General features: G+C 63.1%; 19 protein-coding genes and 1 riboswitch. Of the genes, 9 read left to right on the top strand and 10 right to left on the bottom strand.

What is annotated here, in order from left to right:
• Positions 1-2 precede the first annotated feature (2 nt).
• The 5 genes from AC0NIL_RS21135 (at position 3) to AC0NIL_RS21115 (ending at position 4,803) form a co-directional block, all read left to right on the top strand.
• Positions 3-968, top strand: a complete 966-nt coding sequence (locus AC0NIL_RS21135; RefSeq protein WP_013531959.1) for a type II secretion system F family protein — start codon at positions 3-5, stop codon at positions 966-968.
• A gap of 1 nt (position 969) precedes the next feature.
• On the top strand, positions 970-1,932 hold the full coding sequence (locus AC0NIL_RS21130; RefSeq protein ID WP_224619381.1) for a type II secretion system F family protein: 963 nt from the start codon (positions 970-972) through the stop codon (positions 1,930-1,932).
• Positions 1,933-2,012: 80 nt separating this feature from the next.
• The gene (locus AC0NIL_RS21125) at positions 2,013-2,837 is read left to right on the top strand and encodes a PA3715 family protein (protein ID WP_027162568.1); all 825 of its coding nucleotides are present in this window, start codon (positions 2,013-2,015) and stop codon (positions 2,835-2,837) included.
• Positions 2,838-2,997: 160 nt separating this feature from the next.
• A complete protein-coding gene (locus AC0NIL_RS21120; protein WP_027162567.1) occupies positions 2,998-3,468 on the top strand; it encodes a hypothetical protein in 471 nt (156 codons plus the stop codon).
• A gap of 159 nt (positions 3,469-3,627) precedes the next feature.
• On the top strand, positions 3,628-4,803 hold the full coding sequence (locus tag AC0NIL_RS21115) for a GGDEF domain-containing protein (protein ID WP_027162566.1): 1,176 nt from the start codon (positions 3,628-3,630) through the stop codon (positions 4,801-4,803).
• Position 4,804: 1 nt separating this feature from the next.
• Here AC0NIL_RS21115 and gcvP read toward each other — a convergent pair whose 3' ends face one another.
• From gcvP to gcvT, 3 genes are read right to left on the bottom strand one after another with little or no spacing between them, the layout of a single operon-like run.
• Positions 4,805-7,615, bottom strand: coding sequence for an aminomethyl-transferring glycine dehydrogenase (gcvP, locus tag AC0NIL_RS21110; protein ID WP_473573784.1), 2,811 nt, complete (start codon positions 7,613-7,615; stop codon positions 4,805-4,807).
• A 17-nt stretch (positions 7,616-7,632) separates the two neighbouring features.
• Complete coding sequence (gene gcvH / locus AC0NIL_RS21105; RefSeq protein WP_013531953.1) at positions 7,633-8,001, bottom strand: glycine cleavage system protein GcvH; 369 nt, start codon at positions 7,999-8,001, stop codon at positions 7,633-7,635.
• A 5-nt stretch (positions 8,002-8,006) separates the two neighbouring features.
• A complete protein-coding gene (gene gcvT / locus AC0NIL_RS21100) occupies positions 8,007-9,107 on the bottom strand; it encodes a glycine cleavage system aminomethyltransferase GcvT (RefSeq protein ID WP_063172036.1) in 1,101 nt (366 codons plus the stop codon).
• Positions 9,108-9,256: 149 nt separating this feature from the next.
• Positions 9,257-9,343, bottom strand: a riboswitch (glycine riboswitch).
• A gap of 244 nt (positions 9,344-9,587) precedes the next feature.
• Here gcvT and AC0NIL_RS21095 point away from each other — a divergent pair.
• Entirely contained in the window at positions 9,588-10,589 is a 1,002-nt protein-coding gene (locus AC0NIL_RS21095; protein ID WP_275954593.1) for a hypothetical protein, read from the top strand.
• Positions 10,590-10,626: 37 nt separating this feature from the next.
• Here AC0NIL_RS21095 and AC0NIL_RS21090 read toward each other — a convergent pair whose 3' ends face one another.
• Both AC0NIL_RS21090 and AC0NIL_RS21085 read right to left on the bottom strand, forming a co-directional pair.
• Positions 10,627-11,355: a GntR family transcriptional regulator gene (locus tag AC0NIL_RS21090; protein ID WP_027162561.1), complete on the bottom strand. Its 729-nt coding sequence runs from the start codon at positions 11,353-11,355 to the stop codon at positions 10,627-10,629.
• 8 nt (positions 11,356-11,363) lie between these two features.
• Positions 11,364-12,746: a D-amino acid dehydrogenase gene (locus tag AC0NIL_RS21085; RefSeq protein ID WP_275954592.1), complete on the bottom strand. Its 1,383-nt coding sequence runs from the start codon at positions 12,744-12,746 to the stop codon at positions 11,364-11,366.
• Positions 12,747-12,967: 221 nt separating this feature from the next.
• Here AC0NIL_RS21085 and AC0NIL_RS21080 point away from each other — a divergent pair, with 221 nt between their 5' ends.
• The gene (locus tag AC0NIL_RS21080; RefSeq protein ID WP_275954591.1) at positions 12,968-13,765 is read left to right on the top strand and encodes a maleate cis-trans isomerase family protein; all 798 of its coding nucleotides are present in this window, start codon (positions 12,968-12,970) and stop codon (positions 13,763-13,765) included.
• A 31-nt stretch (positions 13,766-13,796) separates the two neighbouring features.
• On the opposite strand, the gene AC0NIL_RS21075 is transcribed toward AC0NIL_RS21080, so the two are convergent.
• The 5 genes from AC0NIL_RS21075 to AC0NIL_RS21055 form a co-directional block, all read right to left on the bottom strand.
• Entirely contained in the window at positions 13,797-14,588 is a 792-nt protein-coding gene (locus AC0NIL_RS21075) for a molybdopterin-binding protein (protein ID WP_024505336.1), read from the bottom strand.
• 1 nt (position 14,589) lies between these two features.
• Positions 14,590-15,471: a cytochrome b/b6 domain-containing protein gene (locus AC0NIL_RS21070; RefSeq protein ID WP_064995323.1), complete on the bottom strand. Its 882-nt coding sequence runs from the start codon at positions 15,469-15,471 to the stop codon at positions 14,590-14,592.
• A 97-nt stretch (positions 15,472-15,568) separates the two neighbouring features.
• Positions 15,569-16,246, bottom strand: coding sequence for a DUF1345 domain-containing protein (locus AC0NIL_RS21065; protein WP_013531945.1), 678 nt, complete (start codon positions 16,244-16,246; stop codon positions 15,569-15,571).
• A gap of 23 nt (positions 16,247-16,269) precedes the next feature.
• Entirely contained in the window at positions 16,270-16,740 is a 471-nt protein-coding gene (locus AC0NIL_RS21060; RefSeq protein ID WP_024505334.1) for a YaiI/YqxD family protein, read from the bottom strand.
• A 69-nt stretch (positions 16,741-16,809) separates the two neighbouring features.
• Entirely contained in the window at positions 16,810-17,937 is a 1,128-nt protein-coding gene (locus tag AC0NIL_RS21055) for an S-(hydroxymethyl)glutathione dehydrogenase/class III alcohol dehydrogenase (protein WP_063172038.1), read from the bottom strand.
• Positions 17,938-18,135: 198 nt separating this feature from the next.
• On the opposite strand from AC0NIL_RS21055, the gene AC0NIL_RS21050 reads away from it, so the two are divergent.
• Positions 18,136-20,148, top strand: a complete 2,013-nt coding sequence (locus AC0NIL_RS21050) for an acetyl-CoA carboxylase biotin carboxylase subunit (protein WP_275953148.1) — start codon at positions 18,136-18,138, stop codon at positions 20,146-20,148.
• Between the two features lie 107 nt (positions 20,149-20,255).
• Positions 20,256-23,783, top strand: coding sequence for a DNA polymerase III subunit alpha (dnaE, locus tag AC0NIL_RS21045; protein WP_275953147.1), 3,528 nt, complete (start codon positions 20,256-20,258; stop codon positions 23,781-23,783).
• The last annotated feature ends 39 nt before the right edge of the window (positions 23,784-23,822 follow it).

Raw genomic sequence — 23,822 nt, 5'->3', positions numbered from 1 at the left:
AAGTGTTCGATGGAATGAGCGCGATCTATGTCGTCTATGCCGCGGCCGCGCTGACCGGCATCCTGATCGCCGAGGCCTGCTACCTGCTTTATGCCGGCCGCAGCGACAAGCGCACCGCCATCAACCGGCGCATGAAGCTGCAGGAAAACAAGATCAGCCAGGAGCAGGTGCTTGTCCAACTGCGCAAGGAGCGCGGCCTTGACGCGGGCACGCCGCTGTTTTCGGCGGACCGGTTTCGCGCGCTGCGAACCCAGTCGGGCATGATCATGCCGCTGTCGAAATTCCTCATGATCACCTGCGGCGTGGCGATGGCGATGGCCTTGGTCGCCATCTGGTACGGCTTGCCGCCGCTGATGGGGTTCGTCCTGTTCGTGGTGCTCATGCCGCTATTGCCGGTGCTGACGCTGCGGTTCAAGCGCAAGCGCCGGCTGAAGCGGTTCGGCATGCAGTTGCCGGAGGCGCTGGAACTGATCACGCGTGGCCTGAAGGCCGGCCATCCGGTGCCGGTGGCGATCGCCATGGTGGCGCGCGAGATGCCCGACCCGATCGGCAGCGAGTTCGGCGTCATCGCCGACGAAGTGACCTATGGATCCGATCTGGTTTCGGCGTTGAACTCGCTGTTCGACCGGGTCGGCCAGGAGGATCTGCCGTTGTTCGTCACCGCCGTCTCGATCCAGACCAGTTCGGGCGGCAATCTGCGCGAGATCCTCGACGGCCTGGCGACGACGATTCGCGAGCGCGGCAAGCTGCGCCGCAAGGTGCGCGCCATTGCGACAGAAGGCCGGATGTCGGCCTACATTCTGACGGCCGTGCCGGCGTTGCTGTTTGCCGCCATCATGGCACTGATGCCGGGCTTCTACAGCGACGTCTGGGGCGAGCCGAAGACCTGGTATCTGCTTGGCGCGTCGATCACCTGGCTGATGCTGGGCAATCTGATGATGTTCAAGATGTCGAATTTCAAGTTCTGACATGCAGGGTTTCATCGGATTCCTCGCCTCGCTTGCGCCGACCTCATTGATGCCGGTGGCCATACTGCTGCTGGCGGTGGGTGCTGCCGCTGTTGCCTGGCCTGTTGTCATGGCGAAGGGCGATCGCAACGAGGTCATGCGCCGGCTCAGGGTCGACAACGGTCCCGTGGCCGCCAAACCGGAGCCGGTGCAAAAGAAGAATACCGGCATCGTGCGCGAGAAGGCGGTGAAGCGGGCGCAGGAATTCTACGCCAGGAGCGATCCGGAAAATGTCGCCCGGCTGCGCATGAAGCTTATCCAGGCGGGCTACATGGAGCCGCGCGCTGTCGGTACGTTCTTCCTGATCCGGTTCACCGCGATGATCGGCACGGCAATCGGTGTGTTTGTGCTCAACCGCTGGATGGCCAGTCCGGACGCAACGATGGCCAGCCGCTGGACATTCGTCATCCTGTCGGGTGCGGCCGGTTATTTCCTGCCCGGCCTGGTGCTGAGCCAGAAAGTGCGGGAACGCAGGCGTGAGTACCGCAACGGGTTTCCCGATTTCATGGACCTGATGATTGTCTGCTCGGATGCCGGCATGAGCATGGAGGCAGGCATAGAGCGCGTCTCCAAGGAACTCGCCAAGACTTATCCCGCGCTCAGTCAGAACCTGCAGCTGGTGTCGCTGGAACTGAGGGCCGGGCGCAGCCTCGACGATGCGCTGAAGGCGCTCGCCGATCGCCTCAGCCTGGACGAGGTGCGTTCCTTCGCCACGCTGCTGCAGCAGTCCAAGGAACTCGGCACCAGCCTGTCGGGGGCGCTGCGCGTCTTCTCCGACGACATGCGCCATAAGCGTATGTCGTTGGCCGAGGAAAAGGCGCACGCTCTGCCTGCCAAGATGTCGGTGCCCGTGGTTGTGTGCATCCTGCCGGTGGTGCTGATGATCGCGGCCATTCCAGTCATCGTCAAAATGACGGCGCACTAGCGAGCGCTCCACAAAAGCCCTAGCAAGGGGCTGACAAACCATTGTTCTGACCGAACCCGGCTTTGCAGGTGAGAAAGTCCATGCTGCTGCGCACCCTCTTCCTTGGCCTTGCCGCGGCCAGCCTGTCGCCCGCCTGGGCCGTGGCCGACGATTGCGGCGATGCCGCCGCCTTGGTGCAGCAGGCCTATCCCAAAGCTCGAAAGAGCGCCGACGGCACCTCGTTCACGCTCGAACCCCACACCAGCATTGCCCTGACATTCGCGTATGGCGATCCGCCAGGGCTGGTTTGCAAGATCTGGCCCGCCCATGACGACCTGCTGTTGGTCGCAGTGCCGCTGATGGACGGGTCCCAACCCAGCGACTACGCGCATGCCGGCGATATCGAGCTTTTGATTGTCGACAGGAAGAGCCGGCAGGTGCGCCAGCGCCTGCTCCAGCCTGGGCTGATGAATGATGATGCCATCGCCATCCGCCAGGTGGAGCTTGATACCGGCCGCTATGCGCTGGCGCCCAATGTTACTGCCTTTGGCCTGCGCATCGAAATGGCAAACAATTCGCTGCCTAATCCGTTCAGTGAAACCGACCTGCGGCTCTATGCCGTCGATGGCGATTCCCTGAGGATGGTGCTCGATGGCCTGGTCGTGGCCGGCAATGGCGGCGAGGGTGATACCAATTGCGCCGGATCCTTCCATACCAGTCGGGTTAGCCTGGCGATGAGCCCGGCCAAACATCATGGCTACCACGACATAACGGTGGTCGAGCGAATGGATACCGACAATCCGTTGCCCGACAAGGATGGCGAGTGCCAGTCCCATCCCGGCAAGTCCGTGAGCCAAACCTACCGGCTGCGCTATGACGGCAGCCGGTATACGGCTCCTGCGGGGCTCAAAGCCCTGGAGCCGTGAGGACGCCGCTGGCTGCGACTGAAGCACCGCGGCCTGGTGGTTAATGGCTGGTGTGCCCGAAGCCGAATTTTGGCGGCGTTTCGGCACCGAAGTTTAATCGCCGCTGATATATTGTGTTTCCTGAAGAACGACCCGGCAAATCGGGCGATGAGGCAGGGGCATGCGTCACAATAATTTCCCGGCAATGGCCATGATGGCGGCCGTCTTGATGATGTCTGGCTGTTCGACGAGTGGCGTCGACACCACCAAGACCACCGCCATCCAACCGGCGGCTAAAGACACCGAAACCTCCGATCTGGCGCAAGGCAAGGCGCAGTTTCGCGACGCTAATTACGGCCTCGCCGAAAAGCACTTCCGCAAGGCCGTCGAGTTGAAGGCCGACAATGCGGAGGCCTGGATGGGGCTCGCGGCTTCCTATGATGAACTCGGCCGCTTCGACTTCGCCGACCGTGCCTACGGCCAGCTTCTGAAAGTCGCCGGTCGCAGGCCGCAGATCGTCAACAATATGGGTTATTCGCAACTGTTGCGCGGCAATCGCAAGAAGGCCAAGGCGCTGCTGCTCGAAGCGAAGGCCGGCATGGCCGATCCCACCGTCGTCAACGCCAATCTCGCTCTCCTGAACAAGGGTTGATCTCGCGTCCAATGGTCCGGTTTCGGGACACGTGCCATCGACGCTTTGTAAACCCTATCTGCAGGTTGCATCGATGGATCGCCTGAAAATCCGTATTTGGGGCAGCCGCTGACCTAGAATGCAGCGCAACCGCCGACGCTCGAGAGGCCCTTGCCCGATATGCTGGACTTCAGTTCGCTCCTGCTCGCAGCCGCGCTGTCGGGCATATGCCTCAGCGTCACCATGTTTGCGATCTGGTTCACCGCACCCAAGGCAGGTTTCGTGCTGACGGTGGCGTGCGGAATTCTGGTGCTCGTCGCGCATGTGATCCTGTTCTGGCGGTACACCAAGGATCCCGATCCGCTGCTTTGCCAGATCGTGCTTGCGCTGCTCAGCCTGGGGTTCCTGATCCTCTGCTTGTCGGCCATGCAATATCTCGGCGTGCCCGGCTACAGGCGCGCCGTTGCACCGGCGCTTGCTGCCATGGCCATTTGTGCCATCGTGACCTTTATGGGCTTTGACGGCGTTGGTTTCATCATCACCTACACCACGGTGACGGCGCTGCTGTCGGCGATCGGCGCCATGTTCTGGATCAACGGCAGTCACGATCGCCGCATCCTGCTGGTGGTTTCGTTTCTGAGCGGCACCTGCGCGATGTCGTTTGCGCTTTGCGGCGTGGTTCTGCTGACCAAGGGGCAATGGACGCTCGCGGTTGCGCCCGACAATTGGGCCGAACGATTGAATTCCGTCGTGGCGGTGGCCTGCATGACCGGGCTCGGAGCATTGACGCTCTCCCTCCATCATCTGCAGGCGCAGATCGAGCTCAAGGCCGAGACCATGACCGACCCGCTGACAGGGTTGCTGAACCGCCGGGCATTGACGTCGCTCTACGGCGAACGGAGTTTCGGTCCGTTCATGTCCATCGTCATGTTCGACCTCGACCACTTCAAGCGGACGAACGATGTCTATGGTCACCCGGTAGGGGATCAGGTCCTGTGCCGCTTTGCCGCCGTCATCAAGCGATATGCCAGGACCGGCGTCGACGCCTTTCGCCTGGGCGGCGAGGAGTTCGCAATCGTCATGTCGCGGATGACGGATGAAAAAGCCTACGATCTCGCCAGCAAGATCGGCGTGGCTTTCGGCGCCGAAATCGTCCCCACCCAGCTTGGCAAATTGCGCAGCACGGTCAGCGGCGGCATCGGCTTTGGCGAGGCAAGCGGCAGCAGCCTCGACAACGTGCTCACCGAGGCAGACGCGGCGCTCTATGCCGCCAAACGCGCCGGACGAAATTGCGTCATCAGCCGCAAGAGGATGGGCAAGGCCGAGCCGATCAAGCCGGCCTTGCGCTCAGCGTAAATTACTCCGCGGCCCCCAGATAGTCGGACAGCGGCGGGCACGAGCAGACCAGGTTGCGGTCGCCGGCGACATTGTCGATGCGTGACACCGGAGGCCAGTACTTGGCTGCCGTGTCGGCGTCGCCGGCCGGATAGGCCGCTTCCAGGCGCGAGTAGGGATGGTTCCACTGGCCGGCCAGCGCCTCGGCGGCGGTGTGCGGCGCGTTGACCAGCGGATTGTCGGCCAAAGGCCATTCGCCCCTGGCGACTTTTGCTGCCTCTGCCGATATCGCGATCATGGCCTCGCAGAAGCGGTCGATTTCCCGCTTAGGCTCGGACTCGGTCGGCTCCACCATCAGCGTGCCGGCGACCGGGAAGGACATGGTCGGCGCGTGAAAACCATAATCGATCAGCCGCTTGGCGACATCGTCGACACTGATGCCTGCACTCTCCTTGAGCACACGGGTGTCGAGGATGCATTCATGCGCGACGCGTCCCTGCCTGCCCTTGTAGAGCACCGGGAAATGCGCACCGAGCCGCGTTGCGATGTAATTGGCGGACAGGATCGCCGTTTCGGTCGCCTGCTTCAGGCCCGAGGCGCCCATCATGCGGATATACATCCAGGTGATCGGCAGGATCGAGGCGCTGCCGAAGGGGGCGGCGGAGACGGCGTGCGCCGAGCCTTCGGTGACATGGCCGGGCAAATACGGCTTCAAATGCGCCTTGACGCCGATCGGCCCGATGCCGGGTCCGCCGCCGCCATGCGGAATGCAGAAGGTCTTGTGCAGGTTCATATGGCAGACATCGGCGCCGATGTCGCCGGGACGGGCAAGCCCGACCAGCGCGTTGAGGTTGGCACCGTCGAAATAGACCTGGCCGCCATGCTCATGGATCAGCGCGCAGAGATCGCGTGCGCCTTCCTCGAACACGCCATGCGTCGAGGGATAGGTGAACATCAGCGCTGCGAGATTTTGCGCATGCTCAGTCGCCTTGGCCTTCATGTCGTCCATGTCGATGTTGCCGTCTTCGGTGCAGCGCACGACGACGACGTTCATGCCGGCCATCGCCGCGCTCGCGGGATTGGTGCCATGCGCCGAGGAGGGGATCAGGCAGACGGTGCGGTGGTTGTCGCCGCGAGAGCGGTGATAGCCGCGGATGGCGAGCAGTCCGGCATATTCGCCCTGGCTGCCGGCATTGGGCTGCAACGTGACGGCGTCGAAGCCGGTGATCTCCGACAGCCAGCTCTCCAGCTCCCCGATCATGGCGCGGTAGCCTGCCGAGTGCGCGGCCGGGGCGAAAGGGTGCAGATTGGCAATGCTCGGCCAGCTCACCGGCATCATCTCGGCGGCGGCGTTGAGCTTCATGGTGCAGGATCCCAGCGGGATCATGGCGCGGTCGAGCGCCAGGTCCTTGTCGGCCAGCCGGCGCAGGAAGCGCATCATCTCGGTTTCCGACTTGTTTTCGTGGAAAACAGGCTGGGTCAGGAACTCCTTGCCGCGCGGCTTGCCGGGCACCGTGCTGTCGGCGGAGGCACCAGCCTTGGCGCCGAACAGGGCCGCGATTGCGTCGAGATCGGCCTCGGTGGAGGTTTCGTCGAAGGCGATGCCGATGTGGTCGGCATCGACGGCACGCAGCAATCTACCGCCCTTTTCAGCGGCGGCGGCGATCGAAGCTGCCTTGCCCTTCACCTCGGCCGTCACCGTGTCGAAGCGGCTTGACCCGAGCACGGAGATGTTTGCTGCTTTGAGCCCGGCGGCAAGACGATTGGCCAGCGTGTGGATGCGCCCGGCAATCGCCTGCAGCCCGGCGGGGCCGTGCCAGATGGCATAGGCGGTCGCCATATTGGCGAGCAGCGCCTGCGCGGTGCAGATGTTGGAGGTCGCCTTGTCGCGGCGGATATGCTGTTCACGCGTCTGCAAGGCAAGCCGGTATCCGGGCCGGCCCTTGCTGTCGGTGGACTGGCCGACCAGGCGGCCAGGCATCAGCCGCGTCAGCCTGTCGGAGACGGCGCAATAGGCCGCGTGCGGGCCGCCAAAGCCCATCGGCACGCCAAAGCGCTGCATCGGGCCGACGGCGATGTCGGCGCCAAGCTTGGCCGGCGCGTCGGTCAGCGTCAGGCCGAGCGGGTCGGCGATGAAGACGACGAGGGCGCCGGTCGCGTGTGCCTTGTCGATCGCTGCCTTGTGGTCGCCATAGACGCCAAATGTATCCGGCCAGGAGACAAGCAGGGCGGCGGTGTTGTCGTCGATCGTCTCGCCATCGATCTCGATGCCGAGCGGCTCGGCGCGGGTGCGCACCACGTCCAGCGTCTGCGGGTGCGGCGTGCCGGCAAGTGCTACCTTGGTGCGCTTGTCGCGGTGATGGCGCAGCGCAATGCCGACCGCCTCGGCCACGGCGGTTGCTTCATCCAGCAGCGACGCCGATGCCACCGGCAGGCCGGTCAGTTCGGTGACCAGGGTCTGGAAGTTGAACAGCATTTCCAACCGGCCCTGGCTGATCTCGGCCTGATAGGGCGTGTAGGCCGTATACCAGGCCGGGTTCTCGAACAGATTGCGCTGGATAACCGGCGGCACATGGACGCCGTGATAACCGGCGCCGATGAAGCTCTTCAGCACCGTATTCCCGGCCATGACAGCCGAAAGCTCAGCCAGCGCTTCCGCCTCGCTCGCTGGTGCCGGCAGGGCAAGCGGCCGATCGAGCCGGATCGACTTCGGGACGGACTGGCTGATCAGCGTCTCGATCGAGGGCACGCCGATGGCGGCCAGCATGGCTCTGGTATCGTTGAGGCCGGGACCGATATGGCGGGCCGAGAAGGGGTAGGGTGCTGCGGTCATCTCAATAAGTCCTGATATCAACCGATATGGGCTTTGTAGGCGGCCTCATCCATGAGACCGGCGAGCTGGCTTTCGTCGGCAAGCTTCATCTTCCACAGCCAGCCGGCCCCTGTTGCGGCCGAATTGACCAGTGACGGATCCGACGACAGCGTGCCGTTGGCCTCGGTGATCTCGCCGTCGACTGGTGCATAGACATCGGACGCCGCCTTGACGGATTCGACCACGACGGCGGTGTCGCCCTTGGTCAATTTCTTTCCCGTCTCCGGCAGTTCGACGAAGACGAGGTCGCCGAGCTGCTCCTGCGCGTAGTCAGTGATGCCGACCGTGGCGATGCCGCCCTCGACGCGGAGCCACTCGTGATCTGATGTGAAATAGGTCGTTGCCATTGAGATCATCCTTTTCGGTAGCGATGCGGTGTGAAGGGCAGGGAGCTGATATCGACTGGGATTTTCGTGCCGCGCACATCGGCGAAAACCCGTGTTCCGGGCTTTGCCAGAGGTGTCGAGACATAGCCCATGGCGACCGGATGGCCGGCCGAGGGGCCGAAGCCGCCCGACGTGACATGGCCGGCCGGGTTGCCGTCGGCGTCGAAGAGCGCGGCACCGCCACGCACCGGCTGGCGGCCTTCCGGCTTCAAACCGACGCGCTTTTGCGCGGGTCCTCGTTCCACTGCGGCGCGGAGCGCATCGGCGCCGATGAAAGTGCCGGAAGCGCGGATGTCCTTTGGAATTGCCCACATCAAGGCGGCGCTGGCCGGGTCGGTTTCCGGTGTGATGTCCTGGCCATGCAGGCAGAGACCGGCCTCCAGGCGCAGGCTGTCGCGCGCAGCCAGGCCGATCCACAGCACGCGCTCGTCTCCGAGCAGCTTCGCGACGAGGTCGCGTGCATCGGCCTCCGGCAAGCCGATCTCGAACCCGTCCTCGCCGGTATAGCCCGACCGGCTCATGAACCAGTTCTTGCGCGGTTCGACCCCATGCATGAACAGCAGCGAGCCGGTCTCGATGCCGGCGCGGGAAAGGGCGGCCCAGGCTTCAGGACCCTGGATGGCCAGGAAGACGCGGTCGAGCGGCTCGATCCTGGCGTCGAAATCCGCGGCAAGTGCACGCAAATGTTTTTCGTCGGCTACGGCGTTGCCGGCATTGGCGACCACCATGAACCTGGCATCGCCAAGCCTGGTGACGATCAGGTCGTCGAGGATGCCGCCTGCTTCGTTGAGGAAAAAGGACAGTTTGGATTGCGAGATTTCGAGCGCGCCGGCATCCAGTGGGCAAGCACGGTTGAGCAGTGCCGCCGCTTCCGGTCCGCTGACCTCGAACAGCTTCATGTGCGAGATGTCGAACAGGCCGGCCTGCTCGCGGGTGTGAAGGTGTTCCTTCATGACGCCGGCCGGATAGGTCAGCGGCATCGACCAGCCGGCAAAGGCGCCGAAGCGCGCACCGGCGGCCATATGGATATCTTCAAGGGGAAGGTGTTTTGTGTCGTCGCCCGTCATGTCGTCTCCAGAGTCGCACGCAATCGGTCGCGAATGGCGACCAGTCCGTGCCCCTCTGTCTGAAGCCTGAGAGACTCGCGCAGCCGGAACTCTGTCAGCGGCGCTTACACCTTCGGCGCGGGGGCAAGCCCCGACTTTCCAGAGTGTCTTTCCCGTCTACGGTTCTTTTGCCTGAGAGATTTCGGGCGATTTCCCCTTCGGCGACAGCTCTCGCTGTTCTCTCCCGCAAACAGGTAGGACTCAAGACCCTGAGTCCTCGACGCGCCATCCATAGCTTGCGCGCGACGGCTTGTCACCTGTCAGCAACATCTAAAGCGCGTGCATGTCGTTCTTCAAACCGCGGCACGCTGTCAGGCGACATGCGTTGGCGACAAGTCTTCACTAACCACGCCGTTTGCCGGTTTTTCAAGACACTGCTGATATGTTGGCTTGTATGACGCTATCGGGCCGGCGCTTGGCGACGGCGGACGGGGACGACAAATGGGCGAATTGATCATGAGCGCGCCGGTGGCCGGGCTGACCTCGAAAAGCCGCATCGCCGCGGAGGACGTGGCGATGTTGCGCCATGAAGTGTTCGGCGACGGCGTCGTGACGCGTGGCGAGGCCGAGGCGCTGTTCGCGCTCGATGCCACGGCGAAGGACAAATGCCAGGAATGGCCGCCCTTCTTCATTGAGGCGGTCACCGACTATATCGTCCACCAGGAAAAGCCGTCGGGCTATATCTCGCAGGACAATGCCGACTGGCTGATCCGCACGATCTCGCGCGACGGCATGGTCGACAGCCGGACCGAACTCGAATTGCTGGTGCATGTGCTGGAACAGGCGAAATCGTCGCCGGCCCAGCTTTGTGTGTATGCGCTGGAGCAGGTGGCGCATGCCGTCATTGACGGCAAGGGGCCGCTGATGCTCGGCGGCGCGCTGGCTTCGGGCCTCGTCGCGCAGGCGGAGGTCGAGCTTTTGCGCCGGATACTCCATGCCCATGGCGGCGACGGCAACATCGCCATCACGCGCGCCGAGGCCGAGGTGCTGCTCAAGATCAACGAGCGGACTGCTCAAGGACAAAACGATCCGTCCTGGAACGAGCTGTTCGTCAAGGCGATCGCCAATTTCGTCATGTGCTCGGCCGGCTACGAAGCACCGACGCGCGACGTGGCGCTGCGCCATGACGCCTTCCTCGAACATGCCGATCCGGAAATCGGCGGCTTCTTCAGCCGCATGATCTCCGGCGGGCTTGCCGGCATCATGGAGGCCTACCGATCTCATGGCGACATCGAAGCCGAATGGGAAGCCAAGAACAGGGCGGCCGAGGCCCTGGCCCGCCGTGCCGAGACGATCGATGCCGGCGAAGCCGGCTGGCTGATCGAACATATCGGCGTCGACAGGCCTCTTTACGAGAACGAACGCGCGCTGCTGACCCTGATCAAGCACGCCTCGCCGGAAATTCACCCGGCGCTCAGGCCGCTGCTCGACAAGGTTGCCTGACCGGCCAGAGATTGCTTAATCGGATCCGGGATGCTGGTCAGATCTGATCGACGTCGACGTATATCCGGGCCAGGCCTTCCCGGACGGTCGACATGGCATCGGCGACACTGATGTCGATGTGGTCATGCATGAGCCTTGCGGCCGTGTCGGCATCGCGGGCTACCATGGCTCGGGCGATTTCGCTGTGTTCGGTGTAGGTCGTCGACAGTCGCCGGTGCTTCTCCACTTCGATCTTGCGAACGAAATGGATGCGCGTGTTGATGCCTTCGAGCATGCGCGCCAGTTCGGGATTGCCTGACAGCCTGGCGATGCGGATGTGAAACTCCTCGTCCCTGGCGGTCAGCTCGGCGCTGGAAAACGAGTCGGCGCGCGCCATGGTGAGCGTCCACCAGTCGACGAGCGCGGCGAGCTCTTCATTGGTCGCGCGCTGGATCGCCAGCCTGACGGAGCGCTCCTCGAGAACCGCCCGCACGTCGGAAAGATTGACGACCTCGTCGACATCGAAGCCGCGGCAAAAGAAGCCGCGATTGGTCTGAAAGGTGATGAGTTCCTCCGTGACCAGCCGCTGGAGGGCCTCCCGGATCGGGCTGCGGCTGACATTCAGCCTCGCGGCAAGCGCCACTTCGTTGATGCGCTCGTTCGGCTTGAAGCGATAGTCCATCGCCATGCGACGGATCTCTTCATAGACGCGCGGGCCGGTCTTGATCGGCTTGGATGCCAACGCCGCATTGTCGTCCTGGTTGCTGTGCCTGGCGGGTCGGAGCATGGCGTCGGTCAAGCCTTTGCGGCGCTTGGTTCGGCGAACCGCGCCTGTGTGGGAAGGATACCGTCGAGGGCGATCGGCGCAGCCCGGCCGGCGATCAGGTCGGCGACGATGCGGGCCGATGCGGCGCTTGGTTCGGCGAACCGCGCCTGTGTGGGAAGGATACCGTCGAGGGCGATCGGCGCAGCCCGGCCGGCGATCAGGTCGGCGACGATGCGGGCCGATCCATGCGCCATCGTCCATCCAATATGGCCGTGGCCGGTGTTCAGCCAGAGGTTCTTGATGTTGCGCAGGCCGAGGATCGGCAGATTGTCGGGCGTCATGGGTCTCAGGCAGGCCCGCATTTCGGCGCGATCATAGGCGATACCGCGCGGGAACAGGTCCTGCGTGACGCGCTTCATGAAGGCGAAATCCGAAGGCTTGTGGCTGCGATCATAGCCCGCGAATTCCGCGGTGGCGGTGACGCGGATGCGATCGCCCATCGGCGTGATGGCAACGAGATTGTGCTCATCGATGACGGGGAGTTTTGGAGCCAGCGCCGGGTCGACGATGGGAATGGTCAGGGAATATCCTTTGACCGGATAGATCGGCAAACCAAGGCCGATCTTGCGGGCGAGGATCGGGCTTTCGGCGCCGAGACACAGAACGTAGGCGTCGGCCAGAAATTCTCCCTTGTCGGTGACGACCCGGATGATCGCGTCATTCCTGCGTTCGATCCCGACGATCCTCGTGCTTGTCAGGATCTTGCCGCCCCTCGTTTCGACGATGGCCGCCAGCGCGCGCGTGAACTTGGCGGCGTCGCCGGTTTCATCGGTTGGACACATTATGCCGCCGGCAATGCTGCCGCGCGACGAAGCCAGCGCCGGCTCGCGGTCAACGATTTCCTGTGCGTCGACAATGCGGATCTCCTGGCCGTCGGCCTCCAGCAGGCGCATGTTGGCGACGCCCTTGTCGAGCGCCTGACGGCTGCGGTGGAAGTAAAGGATGCCGGCCGAGGTCCTGTCGTACTGGATCGCTTCCTCCCTGACGACCGCCTGCAGGACCGATTGGGAATGGACCGCAAGCCGATGTTTGAGGAGGGTATTGCGACGCGCTTTGGCGGCCGTGCATTCCCTGAGGAAGCGCAGCGACCAGCTGTAGAGATGCGGGTCGGCGGAAAGTTTGAAGCGAAGCGCCTGGTCTTTCAGGAACAGCGACTTCAGCAGGATTTTTGGCGCGGCTGGCGATGACCAGACGAAGGAGTGACCGGGCGCGATCATGCCTGCATTTGCCCAGCTCGCGCCCTCGGCCACCTGCGGTGCCTGCTCGAGAACAGTGACCGCGTGGCCGTCCTTTTGCAACTGATAAGCGGTGGTGATCCCGACCACGCCGCCGCCCAAGATCAATACGCGCATTGCTGTCCCGAAGGGCTGTGTTCCTATTGTCGACAATTCAATAGGAAGACGCCGATCCCTGTCAACGGTGGATGGGTCGGCGACGGACAAGCGATCCGCGCAAGCGCAAAATTGAGGCGTTTACCGGTTCCCAGGATCTGCACAGAGCCCTTGACAGTTTCGGCAATATCGCCGTTTCTATTGTCGACAATTCTGATTGGCATCAGGAAGGGGACTGCGCCATGGACGCCCCGGTTAGCCGCGCCGCCGACACGCTTGTCCTCGACAAGGAACACATTCCCTTCACGACCGATGACGGTATCGGCACGCGCGCCAATCTCGGCCTGCTCGTGCTGCGGACCGACCAGACCATCGAGGATGAATTCCGCTATGCGCTGCCCGCGCGCGACATCGCGCTGTACGAGGCGCGGCTCTACAGCGATGTCGAGATCACACCGGAAAACTTGATGAAAATGTCGGCGGTAATCCCGGCAACGGTGGGACTCTTGCCCGACGTCAAGTTCGATGTGATCGGCTTTGCCTGCACGTCGGGAGCGCTGGTCATCGGCGAGGATAAGGTTGCCGAGCGCGTTCACGAGGTGCTGCCTGGTGTGCAGGTGACCAATCCGGTGACCGCGGCACGCGCCGCGCTGAAGGCCCTGGGGGTCTCGAGGATCGCGCTGCTCACCCCTTACTTGGCGAAAATCAATCATTCGCTGCGGGCATCGCTGATGGCGCGGGGGATGGATATTCCGGTCATGGGCTCCTTCAACGAGGCGGACGACAATGTCGTCGCACGCATCACGCCGGCATCGGTCAAGCAGGCCATCTTGGAAATCGGTGCGTCGAGCGACTGTGATGCGGTGTTCGTTTCCTGCACCAGCATGCGCGTTGCCCGCATCATCGAGGAGGTCGAGAAGGAGTTGGGGAAACCGGTCACCTCCAGCAACCATGCACTTGCCTGGCATATGCTGCGGCTTGGCGGTATTAGCGAGCAGATTGCCGGAAAAGGCGAGCTGTTTCGCCGCTCGCTAGGCTAGCATCTTCAGCGCCGGATTTGCGGTGTGCAGCTCAGATCCCGCCGTACCAGTCATAGCCATTGTCTTCCCAATAGCCGCCCCTGCCACCGCCGACATCGGCAAAGCCGTCGACCAGTTCGATCTTGTAGAGATATTTCGGCATCTTGTAGCCGAGCTGGCGCTCGACGCGAACCCGCAGCGGCGCGCCGTTCTCGACCGGCAGCGGCTTGCCGTTCAGGCCGTAGGCGAGGATCGTCTGCGGGTGACGGGCATCGATGAGGTCGATGGTGCCGTAATATTTGATGTCGCCCGACAGGCTGCGGTCGATCGTGTCGAGGCAATGGAACATGACATAGCGCGCCTGCGGTTTGACCACCGCCTGGTCCAGCACCAGCGACAGCGGCGTGCCGGTCCATTTGGCTATGCAGCTCCAGCCTTCGACGCAGTCATGGCGGGTGATCTGGGTGCGGCTTGGCATGTTCTGGAGCTGCTCGCGGCTGAGCGACAGCGGCTTTTCGACGAGACCCGTCACTTCCAGACGCCAGTCGGCGAAATTGTTGGCGAGCAGGCCCTTGTAGACGTCGTCATCGGGAGCGGTGACGCCGTTCGGCCGCTGCGGCTGCCGGATATCGGCCTCGGTGAATTCCGGCGCCAGCGCGTCGCGTCCGGCCAGCAGGCGCTGTGCGCGGTAGGTCAGGCCATTGGCGTTTTCGAGGAAACTGCGCAGGCCGCTGCCGACGCTTAGCTGGCTGTCGAAGGCGTCGCAGCCCGACAGCATGATACCGGAAGCGCCAAGGCCGGCAGCGGTCAGGAATTTGCGGCGGCTGATCTCAAACTTCGCCATATCAGGCACTCCTCTCGGCTGTATTGTCGTCCTGTGCGGGAGGATCGGTGCGGTACCAGCCGGTGATGATCGAGCGCAGCTCGTTGATCGGGCCGGCGGCCAGGATCATCAGGATATGGACGACGAAGAAGGCGACCAGCAGCACCATCACGGTGAAATGGATGGTGCGTGCCGTCTGCCGGCCACCGAGCAGATCGTTGAGGAAAGGCAGCACCGAGTTCATGCTTGGCGACATCGCCAGACCGGTGATGATCATCAGCGGCAGCAGCACGAACAGAACCCCGCCATAGGCCATCTTCTGCAGCGTGTTGTATTCGCGCGTGTGATGGAATTTGAGCTTGGCGTGGTCGACGATGTCTTGCGGCAACCGCTTCAAATCGTCGAGGCGTGGCGCGAGATCGCGCCGCAAATGGCCGTTCACGGTGCTGGCGACAAACCAGACGATCAACGTCGTGGTGAGTATCCAGGCAAAGAAGAAATGGATGACGCGCGCAGTGCCGAGATCATAGTAGGACGGGATGGTCGCCCAGGACGGGAAGGCGCGGGACGTCTCCTGGCCGGCCGGACCCGACCAGCCGAGCACCCCAGTGGTGTTGAAGCGTTTGCCGAAGATCTCCGTGTAGCCGCGCGGACCCGCATCGGAGTTCTCGGCGCCGATGGCGAAGATGGTGTTGTTGTAATCGAAGCCCGATTGCTTGCCGATATAGAGCTGCGGACGGGCATTGAAGATCTGCAGGCCGGACAACAGCATGAAGAACAGGGAGATGGCCCACAGCCAATGCGTCAGCCGCGTCCAGCGCGACTGCCGGTAAATCAGCGTTTTGTCGTTCGACGCCGAAGCGCCTGGATCGGCGGCGGATTGGCTTCTGGCAACGGATTCCATCGTGTTTCGTCTCCCGGCCTCGCGGCATGGCCTGCGCGCTCATTGTCCTCCTGATACGTCGCGATCCAAACCGATGTTTCATCCGATCACGGATTTATTACGGACCGCCCAGGCTGACGGCGAGATTGACGGCAGCGGCGACGATGACCGTGTTGAAGAAAAACGACAGGATCGAGTGGACAAGCACGACACGACGCATATGCGTCGTCGAGATGTTGGTGTCGGCGGTCTGCGCCGTCATGCCGATCACCGTCGAGAAATAGAGGAAGTCCCAACCCTCCGGCCGTTTGTCGCCCGGAAACAGCAGTCCGCCGACCGGGATTTTCTTCCTGGTCTCGGCATCCATCGCATCGCCATCCATCCAGTAGACATGGGCATAATGGAGCGCTGCCATGGCATGGATGGTGAACCAGCCGAGCGGGATCGACAGCAGCGCGAAGAAGAGCTCGATGGGATGGCTTCTGTCCTTCTGATTGATCAGCAGGAACAATGCGACAACGGCAACGCCGACGACGACAAGCGTCACGGCGAAGATGACCAGCACCGGCTGGTCGGTGGCGCGCGCATTCTTGCTCAGATACCTGCCGGTGAACTTCGGCATCTGGGCGACGACGAGAATGACATAGGCGGCAAAGAACGCGTTGGCGCCGATCGAATAGGCAAGCGGAGCGTGCAGCAGCAACGCCACCAGAAGCGCAAAGACGCCGAAGCAGGCAGACACAGCAAACAGCATGTGGCGCTGCATGGGTTTGTCTATCGGAGCTTCGGCGGCCATGGTGGTTCCAGCCCTGGATAGCGCTAATCCGGTGTGGCCGATTTCATGGCACGCCGCAAGATGCGATCGAGTTCGCCCAGAAACCGCGACCGGTCTTGCGGCGCGAAGCTGGCATTGTAGCCCTTGCTTTCGCCGGTCTCGCGCAGATGCTGCTTCAGGTCGCGCATCGCCACCGCCATGCCGATCGTTTCCGGCGTGAAGGGACGTCCGGTTGGCCCAAGCACATGGGCGCCAAGCGCTACCGCGCGGGCGGCCAGCGGAATGTCGGCGGTGATCACAATGTCGTTGGTGCGTGCATTGTCGACGATCCAGTCGTCGGCGGCATCAGCGCCCTTGGAGACCACGACATTGCGGACCATCGGATCGCGCGACGGCCGCAGGCCGCCATTGGAAACGTAGGTGACAAGGACGCCATGCCGGTCGGCCACTTTTTCGACCTCGGCCTTGACCGGGCAGGCATCTGCATCGACGAGAATGGCGGGGAGTTCGCTCATGTTTCTTTTCTCCTCCCATTGTGAACCACGGAGGCCGCGCGCCGGTTGGACCGCGGCCTGTGATCTTCCTCAGTAAACCACGACGCTTCTGATCGATTTGCCCTCATGCATGAGATCGAAACCCTTGTTGATGTCCTCGAGCTTGAGCGTGTGGGTGATCATCGGGTCGATCTGGATCTTGCCGTCCATGTACCAGTCGACGATCTTCGGCACATCGGTGCGGCCGCGCGCGCCGCCGAAGGCGGTGCCCATCCAGGTGCGGCCGGTGACCAGCTGGAACGGCCTGGTCGAGATCTCCTGGCCGGCGCCGGCAACGCCGATGACCACCGACTTGCCCCAGCCGCGATGCGAGGCTTCCAGCGCCTGACGCATCACCTTGGTGCTGCCCGTGCAGTCGAATGTGTAGTCGGCGCCGCCGATCTGGTCGGCGCCACGCTTGGTCATGTTGACGAGGTAGGGCACGACATCGCCGTCGATCTCCTTCGGATTGACGAAATGCGTCATGCCGAAGCGCTCGCCCCACTCCTTCTTGTCGTTGTTCAAATCGACGCCGATGATCATGTCGGCGCCGGCAAGTTTCAGGCCCTGGATGACATTGAGGCCGATGCCGCCGAGGCCGAAGACGACCGCGGTGGCGCCGATCTCGACCTTGGCGGTGTTGATCACGGCACCGATGCCGGTGGTGACGCCGCAGCCGATGTAGCAGATCTTGTCAAAGGGCGCGTCCGGATTGACCTTGGCCAGCGCGATCTCGGGCAGCACGGTGAAGTTGGAGAAGGTCGAGCAGCCCATATAGTGAAAGATCTTGTCCTTGCCGATCGAGAAGCGCGATGAACCATCGGGCATCAGGCCCTGGCCCTGCGTGGCGCGGATCGCCGTGCAGAGGTTCGTCTTTCTCGACAGGCAGGACGGGCACTGGCGGCATTCGGGCGTATAGAGCGGGATGACGTGGTCGCCCTTCTTGAGCGAGGTGACACCCTTGCCGACATCGACGACGACGCCGGCGCCCTCATGGCCGAGGATGGCCGGAAACAGACCTTCCGGATCGGCGCCCGACAGCGTGAATTCATCGGTGTGGCAAATGCCTGTCGCCTTGATCTCGACCAGCACTTCGCCCTCGCGCGGGCCCTCGAGGTCGACCTCCATGATCTCCAGCGGCTTTCCGGCGGCAACAGCGACAGCGGCGCGGGTTTTCATCAGGCGTCCTCCAATGCGAATTTTTTTCCAAGGTTTCAGGTTTTGCCGACACGATCAACTGGCAGCTGGCTCCCCGACTGGGCCACAGCGATGAATTGGAATCGCAAGTCGATTGAAAGGCAGTGAATTGCATGGTCGGCTTGACCCTGCAAGCACAGGCCATAAAAGGAACGGCCGACCCGAGGGATGACATTTCGCATGTTCACCAAGATCCTGATCGCCAATCGCGGCGAAATTGCCTGCCGCGTCATCAAGACGGCGCGCAAGATGGGCATTGCCACGGTCGCGGTCTATTCCGATGCCGATCGCGACGCCGTGCATGTCGAGATGGCCGACGAGGCGGTGCATATCGGGCCTTCGCCAGCCGCGCTGAGCTATCTCGTCCCTGAAAAGATCATCGCCGCGTGCAAGGAGACGGGAGCCCAGGCCGTGCACCCCGGCTACGGATTCCTGTCCGAGCGGGCGGCCTTCTGTGAGGCGCTGGAAGCGGAAGGCATCATTTTCATCGGCCCGAAGCCCAAGGCGATCAAGGCGATGGGCGACAAGATCGAATCGAAGAAGTTCGCCAACGCCGCCAAGGTTTCCACCGTGCCCGGCTGGCTCGGCGTCATCGAGAATGCCGATCATGCCGAAAAGATCGCCGGCGAAATCGGTTATCCCGTGATGATCAAGGCTTCGGCCGGCGGCGGCGGCAAGGGCATGCGCATCGCCTGGAGCGAAGCCGAAGTGCGCGATGGCTTCGACCGCGCGCGCTCGGAAGCCAAGAGTTCGTTCGGCGACGATCGTCTCTTCATCGAGAAATTCGTCGTCGATCCGCGCCACATCGAAATCCAGGTGCTGGCCGACGCGCATGGCAACGCGCTCTATCTCGGCGAGCGCGAATGCTCGATCCAGCGACGCAACCAGAAGGTCGCCGAAGAGGCGCCGTCGCCATTCCTGGACGCAGCGACACGCAAGGCCATGGGCGAGCAGTCTGTGGCGCTGGCCAAGGCCGTCGACTACCAGAGCGCCGGCACGGTCGAATTCATCGTCGACAATGACAAGAACTTCTATTTCCTTGAAATGAATACACGATTGCAGGTCGAGCACCCGGTGACGGAGCTCATCACCGGCATCGATCTGGTCGAGCAGATGATCCGCGTCGCCGCCGGCGAAAAGCTTGGCCTGAAGCAAAGCGACATCGAGCTGAACGGCTGGGCGGTGGAAAGCCGGCTCTATGCCGAAGACCCTTACCGCAATTTCCTGCCTTCGATCGGCCGGCTGACGCGCTACCGGCCGCCGGAGGAAGGACAATTCGGCGATGTCGTCATCCGCAACGACACCGGCGTCACCGAAGGCTCCGAAATCTCGATGTTCTACGATCCGATGCTCGCCAAGCTGTGCACCTGGGCGCCGACGCGTCTGGAAGCCATCGATGCCATGTCGGAAGCGCTCGACAGCTTCGTCGTCGACGGAATCGAGCACAACATTCCGTTCCTGGCTGCCTTGATGCAGCATCAGCGTTGGCGGGAAGGGCGGATATCGACCGCTTTCATATCGGAGGAATATCCCGACGGTTTCGCGCCGGTCGTGCCGAACGACGACGAGAAAGCGGTGCTGGCGTCGATCGCGACCGCAGTGGAACTGCTGCGACGTGATCGGCTTGACCGGCTGGGCGGGCGCCTGGCGCCGCATTCGGGAGCGCTGAAGCGCGGCTGGGTCGTGAAGATCGATGATGACTATCTGTCGGCGTCCATCATCGAGGGCATGATTTCCATTCCGATGGAAGTCGATCTGTCGATCGCGGGCGGCAAGGCGCTGACCGTTGCATCCGACTGGCGGCCGGGCGATCTGGTCTGGCGCGGTACGGTCGGCAAGCGCAAGGTTACGGCTCAGGTCAGGCCGGTCGCCAATGGCTTTCGCATCGCCTGGAAAGGCATGTCGGTGACCGCGCGCGCCATGCTGCCGCGCACCGCCGAACTGGAAAGGCTGATGCCCGAAAAGGTGGCGCCGGACACGTCGAAGCTGCTGCTTTGCCCGATGCCCGGCCTTGTCGTGTCGATTGCCGTTGCCGAAGGCCAGGAGGTCAAGGCAGGCGAGACATTGGCTGTGGTCGAAGCGATGAAGATGGAAAACGTGCTGCGTGCCGAACGCGACCTTGTCGTCTCCAAACTCAACGCCAAGCCTGGCGACAGCCTGGCTGTCGACGCTGTGATCATGGAGTTTGCTTAGGGCCAGCCGGGCAGGCAGCCTGTGATCAGCAGTGGTTTGTACTGGACTGGCATCGCGCGGTCCCGGACAATACATCTCCATCGACTCAAGGACCTTCACGCAGCACCATGGCCGACGAAAAACTCCCCCGCGATCCCTTGAAGCGAGAAGCGGCGATTGCTTTGGCGCGGCCGGAGGCGCCGGCGCGGCCCTTCGTCCATTTGCGCGTGCATTCGGCCTATTCGCTGCTGGAAGGCGCCTTGCAGATCGGCAAGGTGGTGGCTCATGCGGTCAAGGACGAAGCCCCGGCCATCGCCGTTACCGACACCAACAACCTGTTTGGCGCGCTCGAATTCGCGCAGAAGGCGGTGAAGGACGGCATCCAGCCGATCATCGGCTGCCAGACGGCGCTCGCCTTTTCCGGCGAAAACAGCGATGGCCAGCGCGACCGCCGACGGCAAGGTCCCGATATGCGGCCGGTCGTCCTGCTTGCCGCGACCGAGGCGGGCTATTCCAATCTGGTCAGGCTGGTCAGCCGCGTCTACCTCGAAACGCCGCCGGGCGAAGCCGTGCACCTGACCACCGAAATGATGGAAAGCTATTGTGACGGGTTGATCTGCCTCAGCGGCGGACCGCGCGGACCGATCGGCACCGCGCTCAAGGAAGATCGCCGCGATCTGGCCGAAGCCCGGCTTTTGACTCTCAAGGAGATGTTCGGCGACCGGCTCTATGTCGAGCTTGACCGGGTTTCCGGCTACGATCGCCTGATCGAAAAATCCTCGATCGATCTGGCCTATGCCCATGAACTGCCGCTGGTCGCCACCAACGAGGCGTTCTTTTCCTCTCGCGACGACTATGACGCACATGACGCGCTGATTGCCATTGCCGAGGGATCGGTCGTCGCCGCCGACAACCGTCGCCGGCTGTCGCCCGACAATTTCCTGCGCAGCCAGGCCGATATGGCAAGGCTCTTTGCCGACCTGCCGGAGGCGATCGACAACACTGTCGAGATCGCGCTGCGCTGCTCCTATTACCCGAAGAACCGCAATCCGATCCTGCCGCGCTTCACCGGCGGCGATGTCGCCGACAATGACGCCGCCGTGCAGGCGGAAGCCGACGAACTGGCCCGCCAGGCCCATGAGGGGCTCGACGCGCGCCTTGCCATGCATGGCCCGACCGCGGGCTATACGGTCGAGCAATACCGCGAGCGGTTGAACTTCGAGCTTGGCATTATCACCAAGATGAAGTTTCCCGGCTACTTCCTGATCGTTGCCGACTTCATCAAATGGGCCAAGGCGCAAGGCATTCCGGTCGGGCCTGGCCGCGGTTCGGGCGCAGGCTCGCTGGTCGCCTATTCGACCACCATCACCGACATTGATCCGCTGCGCTTCTCGCTGCTGTTCGAGCGCTTTCTCAATCCCGACCGCGTGTCGATGCCCGACTTCGACATCGACTTCTGTCAGGATCGGCGCGAGGAGGTCATCCGCTACGTCCAGCAGAAATACGGCCGCGACCAGGTCGGCCAGATCATCACCTTCGGTACGCTGCAGGCGCGCGCCGTGCTGCGCGACGTCGGCCGCGTCCTGCAAATGCCCTATGGCCAGGTCGACAAGCTCTCCAAGATGGTGCCGCAGAATCCGGCCAATCCGGTCAAGCTCGCCGACGCCATCGCCAACGAGCCGCGCTTTGCCGAAGAGGCCGAGAGGGAGCCGATCGTCCAGACGCTGCTCGACATGGCGCAGAAGCTGGAAGGCCTCTACCGCCATGCCTCGACGCACGCCGCCGGCATCGTCATCGGCGACCGGCCGCTCTCGGAGCTGGTGCCGATGTACCGCGATCCGCGCTCGGACATGCCCGTCACCCAGTTCAACATGAAATATGTCGAGCAGGCCGGGTTGGTGAAGTTCGATTTCCTCGGCCTGAAGACGCTGACCGTGCTGGAGACGGCGGTGAAGCTGATCCGCCGGCGCGGCATCGAGATCGACCTGGCAACCATCCCGCTCGACGATCCCGAGACCTACGCCATGCTGTCGCGCGGCGAAGTGGTCGGCGTGTTCCAGGTGGAAAGTGCCGGCATGCGCAAGGCGCTGATCGGCATGCGGCCCGACTGCATCGAGGACATCATCGCGCTGGTCGCACTGTATCGACCCGGCCCGATGGAAAACATCCCGACTTATAACGCCCGCAAGCATGGCGAGGAGGAGATGGCCTCGATCCATCCCAAGATCGACCATCTGGTGAAGGAGACGCAAGGCGTCATCGTCTACCAGGAACAGGTGATGCAGATCGCGCAGGAGCTGTCGGGCTACTCGCTCGGCGAAGCCGATCTGCTGCGCCGCGCCATGGGCAAGAAGATTCGCGCCGAGATGGACAAGCAGCGCGAGCGCTTCGTCTCCGGCGCGGTCGAGCGTGGCGTCGGCAAGCCGCAAGCCGACTTCATTTTCGACCTGCTGGCCAAGTTCGCCGACTATGGTTTCAACAAATCGCACGCCGCCGCCTATGCGGTGGTTTCATACCAGACCGCCTATCTCAAGGCGCATTATCCGGTCGAGTTCCTGGCGGCGTCGATGACGCTCGACATGGGCAACACCGACAAGCTCGCCGATTTCCGCCAGGACGCGCTGCGCCTCGGCATCGAGGTGCTGGCGCCGTCCGTGACATCGAGCTTTCGCCCCTTCGAGGTCGGTGAGAACCGCATCTATTATTCGCTGGCAGCGCTCAAGGGCGTCGGCGACGCGGCGGTCGAGCACATCGTTGCCCAGCGTGGCGAAAAGCCGTTCAAGAGCCTCGCCGATTTCTGCGAGCGGGTCGATCCCAAGATCGTCGGCAAGCGCGTCTTCGAAAGCCTGATCATGGCCGGCGCGCTCGACTGCTTCGGCCACGACCGCGCGTCGATGATGGCGGGCGTGGAACGCATGATGGGACTGGCGTCGCTGGCGCAGCAGAACGCGGTTTCCGGACAGCACGACATCTTCGGCGCCTCGCTCGGCGCCCAGTCGCAGGCACTCAATCTGCCGGCGACAGAGCCGTGGCTCGCCGCCGACCGGCTGCATCGTGAATTCCAGGTGGTCGGCTTCTACCTCTCGGCCCACCCGCTCGACGAGTACAAGGCGGCCCTGCAGAAGATGCGGGTGCAGACGTGGGCCGAGTTCTCGGCGGCCGTCAAACGCGGTGCCGCCGCCGGCCGTCTGGCCGGCACGGTGACATCCAAGCAGGAACGCAAGACGCGCACCGGCAACAAGATGGGCGTCATCGCCTTTTCGGATACGTCAGGCCAGTACGAAGCCGTGCTGTTTTCGGAAGGACTGGCACAGTATCGCGACCTGCTCGAGGCCGGCCGCTCCGTCGTCATCACCGTTGCGGCCGAGGACAGGCCGGAAGGCGTCAATCTGCGCATCAACTCGGTGCAGTCGCTGGAGGATGAGGCAAGTCGCATCCAGAAGGCGCTGCGTATCTTCGTGCGCAACGCCACGCCGATCAACACGCTGGCCGGCCAACTGACCGTCAGGGGCGAAGGCCAGGTCAGTTTCGTGCTGATCAAGGAAGAAGGCGAGGGTGAAATCGAGATAGAGCTGCCGAACCGCTACCGTATCTCGCCGCAGATCGCCTCGGCGATGCGCGCGGTGCCGGGCGTGGTCGAAGTGGAATTGGTGTGACCCCCGCTCTTTTCGGCGCGCGGCAATCAGCCGGGCGGT

The organism is Mesorhizobium sp. WSM1343 (assembly GCF_055901535.1).
The sequence above is the reverse complement of the archived record's forward strand: the minus strand, read 5'-3'. Positions and strand labels throughout refer to the sequence as shown.

Excerpts from the sequence above, each read along its gene's own strand:
- AC0NIL_RS21130 (WP_224619381.1), top strand. The coding sequence starts at position 970 with ATGCAGGGTTTCATCGGATTCCTCGCCTCGCTTGCGCCGACCTCATTG.
- AC0NIL_RS21095 (WP_275954593.1), top strand. The coding sequence starts at position 9,588 with ATGGGCGAATTGATCATGAGCGCGCCGGTGGCCGGGCTGACCTCGAAA.
- gcvT (WP_063172036.1), bottom strand. The coding sequence starts at position 9,107 with ATGACGGGCGACGACACAAAACACCTTCCCCTTGAAGATATCCATATG.
- AC0NIL_RS21075 (WP_024505336.1), bottom strand. The coding sequence starts at position 14,588 with ATGGCGAAGTTTGAGATCAGCCGCCGCAAATTCCTGACCGCTGCCGGC.
- gcvP (WP_473573784.1), bottom strand. The coding sequence starts at position 7,615 with ATGACCGCAGCACCCTACCCCTTCTCGGCCCGCCATATCGGTCCCGGC.
- AC0NIL_RS21115 (WP_027162566.1), top strand. The coding sequence starts at position 3,628 with ATGCTGGACTTCAGTTCGCTCCTGCTCGCAGCCGCGCTGTCGGGCATA.
- AC0NIL_RS21050 (WP_275953148.1), top strand. The coding sequence starts at position 18,136 with ATGTTCACCAAGATCCTGATCGCCAATCGCGGCGAAATTGCCTGCCGC.
- AC0NIL_RS21125 (WP_027162568.1), top strand. The coding sequence starts at position 2,013 with ATGCTGCTGCGCACCCTCTTCCTTGGCCTTGCCGCGGCCAGCCTGTCG.
- AC0NIL_RS21065 (WP_013531945.1), bottom strand. The coding sequence starts at position 16,246 with ATGGCCGCCGAAGCTCCGATAGACAAACCCATGCAGCGCCACATGCTG.
- AC0NIL_RS21055 (WP_063172038.1), bottom strand. The coding sequence starts at position 17,937 with ATGAAAACCCGCGCCGCTGTCGCTGTTGCCGCCGGAAAGCCGCTGGAG.
- gcvH (WP_013531953.1), bottom strand. The coding sequence starts at position 8,001 with ATGGCAACGACCTATTTCACATCAGATCACGAGTGGCTCCGCGTCGAG.
- AC0NIL_RS21060 (WP_024505334.1), bottom strand. The coding sequence starts at position 16,740 with ATGAGCGAACTCCCCGCCATTCTCGTCGATGCAGATGCCTGCCCGGTC.
- AC0NIL_RS21090 (WP_027162561.1), bottom strand. The coding sequence starts at position 11,355 with ATGCTCCGACCCGCCAGGCACAGCAACCAGGACGACAATGCGGCGTTG.
- AC0NIL_RS21120 (WP_027162567.1), top strand. The coding sequence starts at position 2,998 with ATGCGTCACAATAATTTCCCGGCAATGGCCATGATGGCGGCCGTCTTG.
- dnaE (WP_275953147.1), top strand. The coding sequence starts at position 20,256 with ATGGCCGACGAAAAACTCCCCCGCGATCCCTTGAAGCGAGAAGCGGCG.
- AC0NIL_RS21080 (WP_275954591.1), top strand. The coding sequence starts at position 12,968 with ATGGACGCCCCGGTTAGCCGCGCCGCCGACACGCTTGTCCTCGACAAG.
- AC0NIL_RS21085 (WP_275954592.1), bottom strand. The coding sequence starts at position 12,746 with ATGCGCGTATTGATCTTGGGCGGCGGCGTGGTCGGGATCACCACCGCT.
- AC0NIL_RS21070 (WP_064995323.1), bottom strand. The coding sequence starts at position 15,471 with ATGGAATCCGTTGCCAGAAGCCAATCCGCCGCCGATCCAGGCGCTTCG.